This is a genomic window from Croceicoccus bisphenolivorans (genome assembly GCF_001634625.1).
Lineage (GTDB): Bacteria > Pseudomonadota > Alphaproteobacteria > Sphingomonadales > Sphingomonadaceae > Croceicoccus > Croceicoccus bisphenolivorans.
Window position 1 is genome coordinate 93,738 of record NZ_LRSE01000012.1, and the last position, 14,763, is coordinate 108,500.

Here is a 14,763-nt window from a genome sequence, read left to right on the forward strand (position 1 = left end):
ATGCGCCGGGGTGTCGCAAGCCACGGCAGCGCCCATATAGAGGGGGCGCAGATGAACCGTGTACGACTCCTTGTCCTTAACGCAGCATTAGGCCCGCTGGATTACCGCGTGCCCGATCACCTGACCGTGGAACCGGGCAGCGTGGTCGTCGCGCCGCTCGGCCCCCGGCAAGTGCTCGGGATTGCTTGGGAAAGCGAACGATTGCCGGGGGCGGAGGTTCCGGACGCGCGCCTGCGCCCGATTGTCGACGTGCTACCCGTTCCCCCGTTGCAGGCCCCGTTGCGCCGCCTGATCGAATGGACTGCCGACTATTACTGCGCCGCACCGGCGAGCGTCGCGCGCATGGCGCTGTCTTCCAGCGCGGCCTTGCGCGGCGGGGGTACGATCACCGAATACCGGCTGAGCGGAGTGATGCCACCCCGCCTTACGCCGCAACGCGATGCGGCAATCTCCGCGCTGGCCGACGAACAGGGCACGATCCGCGAACTGGCCGATCTTGCCGGCGTTTCCGAAGCGGTGTTGCGCGGGCTGGTGAATGCGGGGGTGCTGGATGCGGTGGTGGTGGAAATCGACCGCGCCTACCCGCGCGCCGATGCCGATCACGCCGCACCTGCCCTGTCTGACCTGCAAGCGGGCGTCGCGGACCGCTTCGTCGAAGCAGTGAAAGCACGCAAGTTCGCCCCGTTCCTGCTCGACGGGGTGACCGGTTCGGGCAAGACCGAAACCTATTTCGAGGCAGTGGCCCGCGCGATCCGTGACGGGCGGCAAGTGCTCGTCCTGCTTCCCGAAATCGCGCTGACCGAGAACTTCCTCAAACGCTTCGAAAGCCGCTTCGGCGTGCCGCCGGTCGTCTGGCATTCCAGCCAGAAGCAGTCCGAACGCCGCCGCGCATGGCGGCAAGTGGCCGAAGGCGGCGCACAAGTGGTGGTGGGGGCACGGTCAGCCCTGTTCCTGCCGTTCGCGAACCTCGGCCTCATCATCGTCGACGAAGCACACGAGGTCAGCTTCAAGCAGGACGATGGCGTACGTTATAACGCGCGCGATGTCGCCGTGATGCGCGCGCGGTTCGAGAAGATACCGGTCGTGCTGGCATCGGCGACGCCAGCGCTGGAAAGCCTGCAGATGGCAGAGGCGGGCATTTACGAAAAGGTCGACCTGCCCAGCCGCTTTGGCGAAGCGTCGCTGCCGGACATCGCGGTCGTCGACCTTCGCGAACAGGTTCCGCCGCGCGGGCGCTGGCTGGCCCCGCCGCTGGTTGCGGGGATCGAGGAGCGGCTGGAGCGCGGCGAACAGTCGCTGCTGTTCCTCAACCGGCGCGGTTATGCCCCGCTGACGCTGTGCCGCAATTGCGGGTTCCGTTTCCAGTGCCCGAACTGTTCGGCATGGCTGGTCGAACATCGCCTTTCGAAGCGGCTGGCCTGCCATCATTGCGGGCACCAGGTTCCCTCGCCCAGCGAATGCCCCGAATGCGGCGAAGGCGACTGCCTCACCGCCTGTGGGCCCGGCGTGGAACGCATCGCGGACGAGGTGGCGCAGATCTTTCCCGATGCGAAAACCGCCGTCGTCACCAGCGACACGCTGTCGAACCCCGAAAAGATCGCCGCCTTTGTCGAAGCGGCGGAAAACGGCGAGATCGACGTCATCGTCGGCACGCAGCTCGTCACCAAGGGTTATCATTTCCCCGAACTCACTCTGGTCGGCGTGGTCGATGCGGACCTGGGGCTGGAAGGCGGGGACTTGCGCGCCGCCGAACGGTCGTACCAGCAGATCGCGCAAGTCGCGGGCCGCGCAGGACGCGCCAGCAAACCCGGTGAAGTGCTTATCCAGACGCGCCATCCCGACGCACCTGTCATCGCGGCCCTTGCCGCCGGCGACCGCGATGCCTTCTACGAAGCGGAAACCGATGCCCGCCGCCACGCTGGCGCGCCGCCGTTCGGACGCTGGGCTGCGATCATCGTGTCGAGCGAGGACGAGGCCGAAGCGCGGGAGGCGGCCCGTATCATCGGCAACGCAGCGCCGCGCCTTGACGACCTTGCCGTGTTCGGCCCCGCGCCCGCGCCGCTTTCCCTGCTGCGTGGCCGGTACCGCTATCGCCTGCTTATCAACGCCCGCCGCTCCGCTGCCCTGCAACAGGCCATCCGCGACTGGATATCGGCGCTTGAATTCGCCCCCGGGGTGCGGATCGGCATCGACATCGATCCCTACAGCTTCGTCTGAGCCTTCTCTTTCTCGCGCGCGAGAAGCTGCGCCTTTATCTCGCTGCCATAGGCATAGCCGCCGACAGTTCCGTCGGATCGCACCACACGGTGGCACGGGATAAGCACGGCGACATTGTTGGCACCATTGGCGCTTCCCGCCGCGCGCACCGCCTTCGGCTTGCCGGCAGCGGCGGCGAGTTCGGCATAAGTGCGCGTCTCGCCAGCAGGTATCTTGCGCAGCTCGGCCCAGATCCGTTCCTGAAACGCAGTGCCCTGCACGTCCAGCGGGATGTCCGGCGTGGTGGCCGGTTGTTCGACCGCGGCAACGACTTGGCTGACGAGCTTTTCGAACTCCGCCCCGCCCTCCGCCAGTTGGGCAGCGGGGAAACGGTCTTGCAAGTCGCCTTCTCCTTCACCGAACGACAGGCGGCACACGCCTTTATCCGTCGCCGCGACAAGGATCGTGCCGAGGCTCGTCTGCGCAGTGGCCCAATGGATCGTCACGCCAGCACCGCCGTTCGCCCATGCCGATGGCGTCATGCCCAGCCTTCCCTTCGCCTGTTCGTAGAATCGGGAGGCCGAGCCATAGCCTGCCTCCATGATCGCGCCGGTAACATCGCCATCACTTAAACCGTCACGCGCCCGTTCCAACCGCAAGGCGCGGCCATATGCGGCTGGCGTCAGGCCGGTGGCATGCCGGAACACGCGCGAAAAATGATCGGGCGAATACCCGACCTTCTCCGACAGCTCGGCAAGCGACATCCGCTCCCCCGCCCCCTTCAACAGTGCAATCGCCCGCTCCACGGCAACGGCATCGCGCGCCGCCTCGTCCGGCTTGCAGCGCAGGCACGGGCGGAAGCCACGCGATTCGGCTTCGTCATTTCCGCTGGCGAGAAAGAAGTTCTCCGGCCTCGGCCGGCGCGCGGAACAGCTGGGGCGGCAATATATCATCGTCGTCGTGACGCAGACCACGAAGCGCCCGTCATAAGATCGGTCGCGGCGAGCAAAAGCATCCAGCGCTTCCCGCTCCGGCGGCATCTTCAAGGCTTCGGTCGTATCCATTGGCCTTTCATAACGCGGCAGCAATGCAACGCGCATCCCGAAACATGCGGGCAAAACCAAATTCGCCCCTGCCTTCCGGCCCTCGTATCGGCTAACAGCACCGCCCATGGCCCTGCCGCGACTGTTCCGCATTCCCTTTGCCACCATCCGCATCGCGTTGTGCGCGATCGTGCTTGCCTGCACGTCCCTGATTCTCGCGCCCGTCCCTGCCCGCGCCGACAGCGCCGATATCAATGCCGCCGCACGCTCTGTCGTGCGCGTCGTCATCGTCCTGCGCGACAATTCGGGTTATGACGTGATCGGCCACGGCACCGGCTTTGCCGTCACGCCGACGCTGATCGTCACCAACGCGCACGTACTCGCTCCCTTGCTGGAGGATGACCGGCTGCGCCTCGGCGTCGTACCGGCACAGGGCAGGACCGGCTATTTCGCCCGGATCAAGCGTGTGTCGAGCGATGTAGACCTTGCCCTGATCGAGCTGACCGAAAAGGCCAGTCTGCCGGTTTCCACACTCTATAACGGACGGGTAGAGGACGGATCGGACGTCTTTGCCGTCGGCTACCCCGCCAACGTGGACGAAGCGCTGGGCCTCGGCCTCAACGGTCTCGTCTCGCCGCAGGCCCCGGTAAAGTCGCGCGGGCAGGTTTCCGGCGGGCGCACGTCCAGCCAGTTCGACACGATCCTGCACACTGCCCCCATCGGCACCGGCAATTCGGGCGGCCCGCTGCTCGATGCCTGTGGGCGCGTGGTCGGCGTGAACAGCTTCGGCACGATCAGCGACAATGGCTCCGACTCCGAATTCTACTTCGCGGTATCCATGCGCGAACTGGGCCCTTTCCTGCGCAAGGCGGGGGTTGCGGCACACAGCAATTCGCTGCCCTGCCAAAGCCTGTCGGATTTCGATGCCGACGAACGGGCGCGCCAGTTGCGCGAAGCGGCGGCGAATCAGGCCCGCGCCGAAGCAGCAGCCGCCGAACGCCGGCTGAAGGCGGAACGCGCATCCCGCCGCGCCGAACTCAACGCTCTCGACGAACGGGAAACGCTTGTCGGGCTGGCCGGGCTGATGCTGGTGCTGATGGTGCTGGGCGCGGTTGGCGGCATGCATTTCTATGACAAGGACGAGAGGGAGCAGGGGCTGGCCTGCGCGATCTTCGCCCTGTTGTGCTTTGTCGGGATTCTCGCGGCGTGGTTCTCCCGCCCCACCGTGGACGAGATCGAGGAACGGTCCGCCGCCGCCGAACGCGCCGCGATGGCCGAAGTACCGGACGGCGCCCCCGCCGATTCGCTGGTCGACAAGGGACGCTTCGTCTGCCGCTTCAAGCCGGAACGCAGCCGCGTCACCGTTTCCTCCTCGCAGGACGTATCGTTGCAGTGGTCGCCCGACGGATGCGTGAACGAACGCAACCAGTACGGCATGTCCAGCGGCAACTGGTCGCGCATCGTGGTGTCTGACAGTGAACAGACGGTGTCGGTCAACCGCTACGATCCGCAAGGCCGAGTCTATTCGATCGACCGCTATCTTCTCGACCTTCCGGTGATGGAGGCGGTGCGCAAGGCGCGGGCGCAGTATCAGGCTCCGGCATGCGACGCAGGGGCGGAAGCCGCGACGCAGCTTGGCGAAAACCAGGAAGCGATTCGCGCTCTGCTGCCAAAATCACCCAACGAACGGCTCGTCTTCACGTGCGAACCGGCCCCGACAGCGGCCAAAACAGGGGCAAAAGGCGACTGATCCTGCCGCGAAGCCCTGCCAAAACCGTGATTTGCCGCGGTGCATGGCGCGTTTTTGCAATAGCGTGATATTAGGCCAAGGGCTTGGTTGTCATTTGCCGGTTTCGTTGCTAGGCGCGCCGCGAAGAAGGATACCCCTGCCGCCACGCCCGAAGGTCGCATTACCCATGCGACGGGATGGGCAAGCCTTGCGGTGGGTCGTTTCCGGTAAATGAAAAGGGAAATGACGCGCGTGGAACTTTCCGGCGGCATTACGGCCAGTCTCGCAGGACGCTACGCCTCGGCGTTGTTCGATCTTGCGGTCGAGCAGAATCAGGTAACGGCGGTAGAGGGCGACCTTGAACGCCTGAGCGACGCGATTGCGGCATCGGCCGATCTTGCCGCCCTGCTGAAAGACCCGGAAGTATCGCGCAAGGCGGCCGGTTCCGCCGTCGCTGCGGTTGGCGCCCACCTCGGCCTTGCCGACCTCACCGCCAAGTTCCTCGGCACGCTGGCTGAAAACCGCCGCCTTGCCGCCCTTCCCGACATGATCCGTGCGTTTCACGCCATCGCCGCTGCCCAGCGCGGCGAAGTGACCGCACAAGTCACCAGCGCCCACGCGCTGACCGACACCCAGCTTGCCGCGCTGACCGCGAAGCTCACGGCCCGCGAAGGCCGCGACGTCAAGGTCCGCACGAGCGTCGACCCCTCGATCCTGGGCGGACTGGTCGTGAAGATCGGTTCGCAGCAGATCGACGGTTCGATCCGCACCCGTCTCAATTCCCTCGCCCAGGCGATGAAGGGCTAAGGCCCAAACCAAAAAAGGCTGTACACGATGGATATCCGCGCCGCAGAAATCTCGAAGGTCATCAAGGACCAGATCGCCAATTTCGGCACCGAGGCACAGGTCAGCGAAGTCGGCAGCGTGCTGTCGGTCGGTGACGGCATCGCCCGCATCCACGGTCTAGACAAAGTCCAGGCCGGCGAGATGGTCGAATTCACCGGTGGCATTCAGGGCATGGCCCTGAACCTCGAAGCCGACAACGTGGGCGCCGTGATTTTCGGCTCCGACGCCACCATCAAGGAAGGCGATCAGGTCAAGCGCACCGGCACCATCGTCGACGTTCCCGTCGGCAAGGGCCTGCTGGGCCGCGTCGTCGACGCGCTGGGCAACCCGATCGACGGCAAGGGACCGCTGACCGACGTCACCCGCGCCCGCGTGGAAACGAAGGCTCCGGGCATCATCCCGCGCAAGTCGGTTCACGAACCCGTGCAGACAGGCCTCAAGGCTATCGACGCACTGGTTCCGATCGGCCGCGGCCAGCGCGAGCTGATCATCGGTGACCGCCAGACCGGCAAGACCGCCGTCGCCATCGACACCTTCATCAACCAGAAGGAAGCCAACCAGGGCGATGACGAAGGCAAGAAGCTTTACTGCATCTACGTCGCCGTCGGCCAGAAGCGTTCGACCGTTGCGCAGATCGTGCGTCAGCTCGAAGAAAACGGCGCGATGGAATACTCGATCGTCGTCGCCGCAACCGCTTCGGAGCCTGCTCCGCTGCAGTACCTCGCGCCCTACACCGGTGCTGCGATGGGCGAATTCTTCCGCGACAACGGCATGCACGCCGTCATCGTTTATGACGACCTTTCCAAGCAGGCCGTCGCCTACCGCCAGATGTCGCTCCTCCTCCGCCGCCCGCCGGGCCGCGAAGCTTACCCGGGCGACGTTTTCTACCTGCACAGCCGTCTGCTCGAGCGTGCGGCAAAGCTGAACGAAGAGAACGGCGCTGGCTCGCTCACCGCTCTCCCGATCATCGAAACGCAGGCAGGCGACGTGTCGGCCTACATTCCGACCAACGTGATCTCGATCACCGACGGCCAGATCTTCCTTGAAACCGGCCTGTTCTATCAGGGCGTGCGTCCGGCGATTAACGTCGGCCTCTCGGTTTCGCGCGTCGGCGGCTCGGCCCAGACGAAGGCGATGAAGAAGGTCGCCGGCTCGATCAAGCTGGAGCTGGCCCAGTACCGCGAAATGGCCGCCTTCGCGCAGTTCGGTTCGGACCTCGATGCCGCAACGCAGAAGCTGCTTAACCGCGGTGCGCGCCTGACCGAACTCCTCAAGCAGCCGCAGTTCTCGCCGCTGCCGTTCGAGGAACAGGTCGTTTCGATCTTCGCCGGCACCAACGGCTACCTCGATGGCATCGCCGTCGACGCAGTCACCCGCTACGAAGCCGAAATGCTGAGCTACATGCGTTCCGAGCACGCCGCCGTTCTCGGCGAAATCCGCTCGACGCAGAAGTTCGAGGGCGAGACGAAAGACAAGACCGTCGCCGCACTCGACAAGTTCGCCAAGCAGTTCGCCTGAGCCCCAAGAGACACTTAACTAGGGAGCCGTCATGGCCTCTTTGAAGGAACTCAAGGGTCGGATCACCTCGGTCAAGTCGACCCAGAAGATCACGAAGGCCAAGCAGATGGTCGCTGCGGCCAAGCTGCGCAAGGCACAGGCGCGGGCCGAAGCCGCCCGCCCCTATGCCGAGCGTTTGACCGCGGTCATGGCCAGCCTTGCCAGCAAGGTGGGCGGCGAAAACGCGCCCAGGCTGCTGGCCGGCACCGGCTCTGAGAAGCGTCACCTGCTCGTTGTCGTCAACACCGACAAGGGCCTGTGCGGCGGTCTCAACTCGAACATCGTGCGCGCGGCAAGTGCCAAGGCACGCGAACTGGTCGCAGCGGGCAAGGACGTCGAGCTCTACCTCGTCGGCCGCAAGGGTCGTGCGCCGCTGAAGCGCAACTTCCCCGAACTGATCGGCGCGAACTACGATACCTCGCAAGTGCGCGAACCCGGTTTCGAGGAAGCCGAGCAGATCGCCAGCGAAGTGATCGGCATGTTCGAGGACGGCAAGTTCGACGTTGCCCACCTCGTCTACCCGATTTTCAAGTCGGCACTGGCGCAGGACCCGACGGTTCAGCAGATCGTTCCCGTCCCCGCTCCCGAAGCGGCTGCGTCGGACGATGCCGGCGCGGTCGTGGAATACGAACCGGGCGAGGAGGAAATCCTCGAGGAACTGCTTCCGCGCTACGTCAAGACGCAAATCTTCGGCGCACTGCTGGAAATCGCGGCATCCGAACAGGGCGCCTCGATGACCGCGATGGACAACGCGACGCGCAACGCGGGCGACCTGATCCAGAAGCTGACCATCCAGTACAACCGCAGCCGTCAGGCCGCGATCACCACCGAACTCGTTGAAATCATCGCGGGCGCCGAAGCGCTCTGATTGAAGGCAAGGAAACAACCATGGCCACCGCAGCTCCCGTGCTAGACAGCACCAGCAACATTCCCGCCCAGGGCAAGATCAGCCAGATCATCGGCGCCGTCGTCGACGTGACGTTCGAAGGCGAACTGCCCGCGATCCTCACCGCGCTGGAAACTCGCAACGGCGACAACAAGCTCGTCCTCGAGGTTGCACAGCACCTTGGCGAAAACACCGTCCGCACCATCGCGATGGACGGCACCGACGGCCTTACACGCGGTCAGCCGGTCAGCAACACCGGCGCGCAGATCTCGGTTCCGGTCGGTCCCAAGACGCTCGGCCGCATCATGAATGTCGTCGGCGAGCCGATCGACGAGCGTGGCCCCGTCGGCGCGGAAATGACCGCACCGATCCATGCCGAAGCACCGGAATTCATCGACCAGTCGACCGAGGCAGCGATCCTCGTCACCGGCATCAAGGTCATCGACCTTCTCGCCCCTTACGCCAAGGGCGGCAAGATCGGTCTGTTCGGCGGCGCCGGCGTCGGCAAGACGGTTCTTATCCAGGAACTCATCAACAACATCGCGAAGGGCCACGGCGGCGTGTCCGTGTTCGCCGGCGTTGGTGAACGTACCCGCGAAGGTAACGACCTCTACCACGAGTTCCTCGACGCAGGCGTTATCGCCAAGGACGCCGACGGCAACGCCACTTCGGACGGTTCGAAGGTCGCTCTCGTCTTCGGCCAGATGAACGAGCCCCCGGGCGCACGTGCCCGCGTCGCCCTGTCGGGTCTGACGATGGCCGAATACTTCCGCGACCAGGAAGGCCAGGACGTCCTGTTCTTCGTCGACAACATCTTCCGCTTCACGCAGGCAGGTGCGGAAGTGTCCGCACTTCTCGGCCGTATTCCTTCGGCCGTGGGCTATCAGCCGACCCTGTCGACCGACATGGGCCAGCTGCAGGAACGCATCACCTCGACCACCAAGGGCTCGATCACCTCGGTCCAGGCCATCTACGTTCCCGCCGACGACCTTACCGACCCGGCCCCTGCTACCTCGTTCGCTCACCTTGACGCGACGACCACGCTGAACCGTGCGATCTCCGAACTCGGCATCTACCCGGCGGTTGACCCGCTGGACTCGACCAGCCGCGTTCTCGAACCGCGCGTCGTCGGCCAGGAGCACTACGACACGGCTCGCCGCGTTCAGGAAACGCTGCAGAAGTACAAGTCGCTCCAGGACATCATCGCGATTCTCGGCATGGACGAGCTTTCGGAAGAAGATAAGCTCACCGTCGCCCGCGCGCGCAAGATCCAGAAGTTCCTGTCGCAGCCGTTCCACGTCGCCGAAGTCTTCACCGGCATCTCGGGCAAGTTCGTCCAGCTCGAAGACACGGTGAAGTCGTTCAAGGCTGTCGTCGACGGTGAATACGATCACCTGCCGGAAGCCGCGTTCTACATGGTCGGCGGTATCGACGAAGCGGTCGCCAAGGCCAAGAAGATGGCCGAGGACGCCTGATCATGGCTCTGCACTTCGAACTCGTTACGCCGGCCAAGCTGGTCCGCTCCGAAGACGTTCACATGGTGGTCGTCCCCGGTTCGGAAGGCGAGTTCGGCGTGCTGGAGGGGCACGCGCCCTTCATGTCCACCATTCGTGACGGTGCGGTGCAGGTCTACAAGACCGCCGGCAGCGCTCCGGAAGAAATCATGGTCCAGGGTGGTTTCGCCGAAGTCGGCGATGCCGGCCTGACGGTTCTTGCCGAACACGTCAGCGAATAAGGCTATCCTGACCTGAAGCAAAAGGGCGTCCCTGCGGGGGCGCCCTTTTTCATTATGGCGTTCAGGTTCCGCTTGCCGCGAGCCCCGCAAGCACGGCCTTTCGCCCGGGTGTACGTCTTGCGGCCTGCGCAAAAACTTCCGCCGCTTCGTCCTTGCAGCCAAGCCCCGTCAGGACTTCGCCCAATATCTCCAGAGAAGGCTTGGCAATCACGGGCGGGCCATAGTGGACCGGCATGGCCAGTTCGATCGCCACCGCCTCGCGCAGCGCCTCCAGCGCCGCATCCGAATTCCCGGTGGCAAGCGCGGAAATGCCCTTGGCCTGCGCCAAGACGACCTCGACCTCGCGCCCTTCACCGGCCCGCTTCGCCTCGTCCATCGCACCCAGCACTTCGGCGCCGAACGCCTTCACATCCGACGCCGACGTTGCCGCCGCTGTCGCATCATCCGCGTGATAGGCCGCCAGCAACCGGCCATAGGCATCGTGAAGGCGATAATCGGCCTTCAGCCGCCGCCACGGCAGGTCTTCGGGGACTTTCCACGTGCCGGTGTCTGCCGCATCCATCATCTGGACATAGAACGCACTACCCAGTGCCAGCCGGCCTTCCAGCTTGCCGTCACCCGGCTGAGCGGCGATCTGCTCCATCGCGCGCATCCAGCAACCGTCGATATATTCGCGCGCTTTCGCGTCCTCGCCCGATTGCAGGTATCCGTAGACCAGCCACGAGTGGGCATGGCCGCACCATGTCTTGGTCTTGCCCTCTGCCGCAGCCTCGCGGTCGCTGGCCAGAACCGAGGCATGGTTGGCGTCCACCGTTTCGGGCCACATGCCGAGCGCCACGAAAATGTGGGAGTTCATGTGCAGCGCATGGGCCGCACCGGGGGCAACCTTGCCGTAACGCCGCGCCGCGCGAAGCCCCAGCGGCGCGTGATCGGGATCGTCGTAGGAATGGATCATGTAGTGCAGGACGCCGGGGTGATCCGGATGCGCGGGGAAAACTTCCTCCAGAATGGCTGCCGATCGCATGTACGCGGCCACATCCCGCCCTTCATGCTCGGCGGCAAGGATGGCCAGCGCATGGAACGCGGCAGCATCGACATCGTCCGGCCAGCGGCGCTGGATGTCGGCCATCACGAGGATATAGGCGTCGTCTCGCTCCTGCTCCGTCCCTTCGCCGAACTGCACGTCCAGCGCTGCGAGATAGGCCCGCTCACGCTCCGTCCCCGCCTTGGCCGCACGCCCCTCTGGCGTAGCAGCGAGCTTGGCAAGTATCGCATTCGCCGCCGCCGGATCTTCCCAGTCCCACAGCGAATAGCTCTTGGTCAGTGCCTCTCCCCAATAGGCCATGGCGAAGTCGGGATCGATCTTCTGTGCTTCCTGGAACGCCTTTTCGGCATGGTCGAACTCGAAACTGTGCAGCAGCGCCAGTCCTCGCTGGAACGGGGCCTGCGCTTCCGCTGCACCCGAGTTCGGAAAATCGACCACGCCAAGGGCGAGTATCTCGCCATCCCCCGCCTCCTGCGCCTGCACGACGGGTGCCGCAGCCGCCAGTGCAATACCGATCAGCAATGTTCTAGAAATGCCCATGGTCACAATCCCCCCCGATCTCGATATGCCCTATCCTGTGCCCGTGCATCAGCGCTGTCCAGCCCATGGTCGCTTCGCCGCAACCGCAGGCTCGGCCTGCCCCGCATTTCCGGAATGGTTAATCTGCAATTCACCGCCAGAAGCCGGATGTGCCCTTGCGTGCCACGGGGCGGTCCCCCCTCCCCCTCCCCCGCCCCGTGGTGCGAACCGAAATGAAATAGAGGACATCAGATGCTCAAACAGATCACGATCACGGCAATGGTCGCCGCTCTGGCCCTTCCCGTCGCGGCACAGGCTCAGGACGTGGAGACCGATACGACCGTGAAGGCCAATGCAAATGCGAGCGAGACCGGCAAGGAAGCCTCCACCGACGTAGGGGCCGATGCATCGGTCAGCGCAGGTGAACTGGCCGAAACCGCAAAGGAGAATGGCGCCGCCGTCGCAGACAGCGCCAAGCAAACCGGTGAGGTCGTCACCGACACGGCTCGTTCGACAGCGGATGGCGCGCTCGACCGTGCCGGGTCGATTGGCGGATCAGTGGGTGGATCGGTTGGCACAGGCGCAACCGGCTCCATCGGCAATGGCGCAGGCGCTGCCTCCGGCAATCTTGGTGCGGGCGTCGGCGGCGCAATCGGCAAGTAACCGGCCCTGACAGGCAGTCCCAGCGGGCGCGCGTTCCGATACCGGGATGCGCGCCCTTTGCCGTGATTGCGCAAAAATACCTATGGCATTGAACACCTGATCTTAACCCTGTTGCGGCTATGCTGTGCCGATCAAGAAAGGTCGCCAGCCCATGTCATTCGATTACACATCCGAGCAATCATTCTCCCGCCAGGCCATGACGCGGCGGCTGAACGATCGCCTGGATTCCGACAGGCAGGTCGATTGCCGGGCAGATGGAAAGACTTTCCACGGGGTGCTTTATAACGTTTCGGTCACCGGCTGCATGCTGGAGATTCCGATGAACCGCATTTCGCAGGGCGAGCGAGTGCACCTGAAGACCGACGGCGATATCCGCATTTCCGGCATGGTTATCTGGCAGAACGAATGCAACGCGGGGGTGCGGTTCGACCAGCCGCTGCACGAGGCTGTCGTCCGCTTCCTCGGCTACGATCCCGGCAAAAACACGATGCTGCTGCCGACAGACCGCTTCGGCCGCCCCTTGCCCAAGCTGCGCGGCAACGATCGTCCGCTTACCAAGATCAGGTAAGGCGCTCCGGTCGGGATTGTCTGGCGGGGAAAGTGCGGTATTATGGCGCAAATGCACCAAGCGCTTACCGGTTGAAAAGCCTACCTAAGCGCCATGGGAAGAACGAATCTTAGGCATGGACTGGAAAGGGAGCTGTCCCACTTGCTGGGCGAGCTTCATGCTTCGGAGCGAGAGTACGACGAGCTCCGAGCAGCATTGCGCCGGATGATCCCGCTTCGTCAAAATATCCGGGACCTGAAGCGCCTTGTAGAAGCATCAGAAATGTTGCTGCTGCACATCCATCCCAACTGGGACGGACGCCAGATCAAGCCGTCGAGGGCCAGAACTTGGAAGTCGCCCTTTAAGCCGGGAGATCAAGGGCAATTCGCGCTTTCCATCCTGCGTGAGGCTCAGGACTGGCTTCGTCCTCGCGAGGTCGCTGAGCTCATGCTTAGGCGGATAGAGCATGATCCTGACGATGACGACACCTTGCACCGCTTGGCAAACTCGGTCGGAAATTACTTCAAGAAATATGAAGGCGAACTCGTCGAATCACGAGGATCGTTTGCGAAGGAATGGAGGGTAATTCAGTTATAACCCCCAAAACTATCAAAACTAATGTGACAAAATGCGATTTTCTCACTCGGAGTCCCGCAGAAAACTGCCAATACTTATGTGACGAAACAAACCTGTTTACATTCTATATAAATCTGCATTCTTCCTTTGCTGCGATTAAGCAAAGGAGGTTATTTCGCAGCACTTTTTGCTCTCTTCGAAGGCAAGGACGCTTAGCTTTAAGCGCATCCATACCCTTACCGACGAAGAGGCGTATGCTGAGTTCGTCGCACTTCGCTTTGCGGAGAATAATGGAGAACCCTTTTGTCCCAAGTGTGGGGGCACTCACCTCTATCACGTGTCGACGCGCCGCCGTTGGAAATGCGCGAATAAATCCTGCGGCGCTGCATTTTCGGCTACATCGGGTACGATCTTTCAGGATCGAAAATTGCCGTACCGTGATCTCCTGCTGTTGGTCGCTCACTTTGTGATCGAGCCGAAGGGTATCTCCGCGATTCGGATCAGTGAGCTTCTCGAAATTTCTTACAAAAGCGCCTTTGTCATCCTGCATAAATTGCGGGAGGTAGTTACGGCACATCAATCGTCTTTTCGCCTGAGCGGAGAGGTGGAAATCGATGCCCTTCACTGTGGCGGTTATGTGAAACCGGGCACCGACAACCCATCGCGTCGCAACCGCCGCCGCCTCAATCGCAACAAAGAAAAAGCGAAGGTGGTTATGGTTGCCCGCGAGCGCTCCGGGCGATCGCGAGCATTCATGGTCTCCCACGAGAGCAAGATGCCCGACATCCTGCCGGACGTAGTGGAGGATGGCTCGTTCATCTTTTCTGATTCATTTAGTGGCTCATCAAAGATCGGAGCGCGCTTCCAAGCATTCAGGGTCAACCACTCGAAGCAATATGCTGATGGTTGGATTTCGACGAACCATGCTGAGTCATTCTTTTCCCGGCTTCGGCGCGTTGAACTTGGTACACACCACAAGATCGCTGGCCCCTACACGCTTTACTACGCAAATGACGCCTGCTGGCGCGAGGACAACCGCAGGGTCGACAGCGCAACCCGGTACTCGCGGGTGCTTGCACTTGCGGGAAGCCATCCCGTTTCCCGGCAGTGGAAGGGCTATTGGCAGCGCCGGAACGAAGCAGCATGATGACCCTATATCTCATCCACTTAAAGGGCCAGCGGGAGCCAATCTTTTTCAAATTGGACTGTCCCAGCGTTGAGCATTTGGTCGAGCTTGCCACCCAGTCTCGATACCTGATCGGCAACTCTGCACCATGAATAGCCATATAGAATTATCCACGCTAAGCCTGACACTATGAGTCAGTTCTCGCGCATAACTACGGTCACCGCATTCATCGATTGGAACTCGCAAATTCACGCCGCTCGTGCAGTGAAGCGTCCCGGGTTTTCCGGAGGCTCCT

General features: G+C 63.0%; 13 protein-coding genes. 11 read left to right on the forward strand and 2 right to left on the reverse strand.

Going from position 1 to position 14,763, the window contains the following annotated elements:
- The first annotated feature begins 51 nt into the window (after positions 1–51).
- Positions 52–2,217 (forward strand): primosomal protein N', encoded by a 2,166-nt coding sequence (locus tag A7A77_RS13165; protein ID WP_066559087.1) that lies wholly within the window; start codon positions 52–54, stop codon positions 2,215–2,217.
- Here the strand turns inward: A7A77_RS13165 and A7A77_RS13170 are convergent.
- Positions 2,202–3,260 carry a bifunctional transcriptional activator/DNA repair enzyme AdaA gene (locus A7A77_RS13170; protein ID WP_425388574.1) on the reverse strand — a complete coding sequence of 353 codons (1,059 nt, stop codon included), beginning with the start codon at positions 3,258–3,260 and terminating at the stop codon, positions 2,202–2,204. The two genes, A7A77_RS13165 and A7A77_RS13170, sit on opposite strands and share 16 nt — an antisense overlap.
- A gap of 106 nt (positions 3,261–3,366) precedes the next feature.
- Here A7A77_RS13170 and A7A77_RS13175 point away from each other — a divergent pair, with 106 nt between their 5' ends.
- The 6 genes from A7A77_RS13175 to A7A77_RS13200 all read left to right on the forward strand — a co-directional run bounded on the left by A7A77_RS13175 (position 3,367) and on the right by A7A77_RS13200 (position 9,992).
- Positions 3,367–4,989, forward strand: a complete 1,623-nt coding sequence (locus A7A77_RS13175; RefSeq protein ID WP_082836124.1) for a S1 family peptidase — start codon at positions 3,367–3,369, stop codon at positions 4,987–4,989.
- 231 nt (positions 4,990–5,220) lie between these two features.
- Positions 5,221–5,775, forward strand: coding sequence for a F0F1 ATP synthase subunit delta (locus tag A7A77_RS13180; protein ID WP_066559094.1), 555 nt, complete (start codon positions 5,221–5,223; stop codon positions 5,773–5,775).
- Positions 5,776–5,802: 27 nt separating this feature from the next.
- Positions 5,803–7,332 (forward strand): F0F1 ATP synthase subunit alpha, encoded by a 1,530-nt coding sequence (atpA, locus tag A7A77_RS13185; RefSeq protein ID WP_066559031.1) that lies wholly within the window; start codon positions 5,803–5,805, stop codon positions 7,330–7,332.
- A gap of 31 nt (positions 7,333–7,363) precedes the next feature.
- Positions 7,364–8,239: a F0F1 ATP synthase subunit gamma gene (locus tag A7A77_RS13190; protein ID WP_066559033.1), complete on the forward strand. Its 876-nt coding sequence runs from the start codon at positions 7,364–7,366 to the stop codon at positions 8,237–8,239.
- Between the two features lie 20 nt (positions 8,240–8,259).
- Positions 8,260–9,732, forward strand: coding sequence for a F0F1 ATP synthase subunit beta (gene atpD / locus A7A77_RS13195; protein ID WP_066559035.1), 1,473 nt, complete (start codon positions 8,260–8,262; stop codon positions 9,730–9,732).
- Between the two features lie 2 nt (positions 9,733–9,734).
- Positions 9,735–9,992 carry an ATP synthase F1 subunit epsilon gene (locus A7A77_RS13200; RefSeq protein ID WP_066559037.1) on the forward strand — a complete coding sequence of 86 codons (258 nt, stop codon included), beginning with the start codon at positions 9,735–9,737 and terminating at the stop codon, positions 9,990–9,992.
- 61 nt (positions 9,993–10,053) lie between these two features.
- Here A7A77_RS13200 and A7A77_RS13205 read toward each other — a convergent pair whose 3' ends face one another.
- Positions 10,054–11,577 carry a tetratricopeptide repeat protein gene (locus A7A77_RS13205; RefSeq protein WP_156500566.1) on the reverse strand — a complete coding sequence of 508 codons (1,524 nt, stop codon included), beginning with the start codon at positions 11,575–11,577 and terminating at the stop codon, positions 10,054–10,056.
- A 231-nt stretch (positions 11,578–11,808) separates the two neighbouring features.
- Here A7A77_RS13205 and A7A77_RS13210 point away from each other — a divergent pair, with 231 nt between their 5' ends.
- The 4 genes from A7A77_RS13210 to A7A77_RS13225 all read left to right on the forward strand — a co-directional run bounded on the left by A7A77_RS13210 (position 11,809) and on the right by A7A77_RS13225 (position 14,489).
- Positions 11,809–12,219, forward strand: a complete 411-nt coding sequence (locus A7A77_RS13210) for a hypothetical protein (RefSeq protein ID WP_066559043.1) — start codon at positions 11,809–11,811, stop codon at positions 12,217–12,219.
- A 151-nt stretch (positions 12,220–12,370) separates the two neighbouring features.
- Complete coding sequence (locus tag A7A77_RS13215) at positions 12,371–12,787, forward strand: PilZ domain-containing protein (RefSeq protein ID WP_156500567.1); 417 nt, start codon at positions 12,371–12,373, stop codon at positions 12,785–12,787.
- A 141-nt stretch (positions 12,788–12,928) separates the two neighbouring features.
- A complete protein-coding gene (locus tag A7A77_RS13220; RefSeq protein ID WP_156500568.1) occupies positions 12,929–13,363 on the forward strand; it encodes a hypothetical protein in 435 nt (144 codons plus the stop codon).
- A 166-nt stretch (positions 13,364–13,529) separates the two neighbouring features.
- Complete coding sequence (locus A7A77_RS13225) at positions 13,530–14,489, forward strand: IS1595 family transposase (protein WP_066559052.1); 960 nt, start codon at positions 13,530–13,532, stop codon at positions 14,487–14,489.
- The last annotated feature ends 274 nt before the right edge of the window (positions 14,490–14,763 follow it).

Bases quoted from the DNA above. Each gene is read 5' to 3' on its own strand.
- atpD (WP_066559035.1), top strand. From the start codon at position 8,260: ATGGCCACCGCAGCTCCCGTGCTAGACAGCACCAGCAACATTCCCGCC.
- atpA (WP_066559031.1), top strand. From the start codon at position 5,803: ATGGATATCCGCGCCGCAGAAATCTCGAAGGTCATCAAGGACCAGATC.
- A7A77_RS13200 (WP_066559037.1), top strand. From the start codon at position 9,735: ATGGCTCTGCACTTCGAACTCGTTACGCCGGCCAAGCTGGTCCGCTCC.
- A7A77_RS13190 (WP_066559033.1), top strand. From the start codon at position 7,364: ATGGCCTCTTTGAAGGAACTCAAGGGTCGGATCACCTCGGTCAAGTCG.
- A7A77_RS13215 (WP_156500567.1), top strand. From the start codon at position 12,371: ATGTCATTCGATTACACATCCGAGCAATCATTCTCCCGCCAGGCCATG.
- A7A77_RS13175 (WP_082836124.1), top strand. From the start codon at position 3,367: ATGGCCCTGCCGCGACTGTTCCGCATTCCCTTTGCCACCATCCGCATC.
- A7A77_RS13165 (WP_066559087.1), top strand. From the start codon at position 52: ATGAACCGTGTACGACTCCTTGTCCTTAACGCAGCATTAGGCCCGCTG.
- A7A77_RS13170 (WP_425388574.1), bottom strand. From the start codon at position 3,260: ATGGATACGACCGAAGCCTTGAAGATGCCGCCGGAGCGGGAAGCGCTG.
- A7A77_RS13205 (WP_156500566.1), bottom strand. From the start codon at position 11,577: ATGGGCATTTCTAGAACATTGCTGATCGGTATTGCACTGGCGGCTGCG.
- A7A77_RS13210 (WP_066559043.1), top strand. From the start codon at position 11,809: ATGCTCAAACAGATCACGATCACGGCAATGGTCGCCGCTCTGGCCCTT.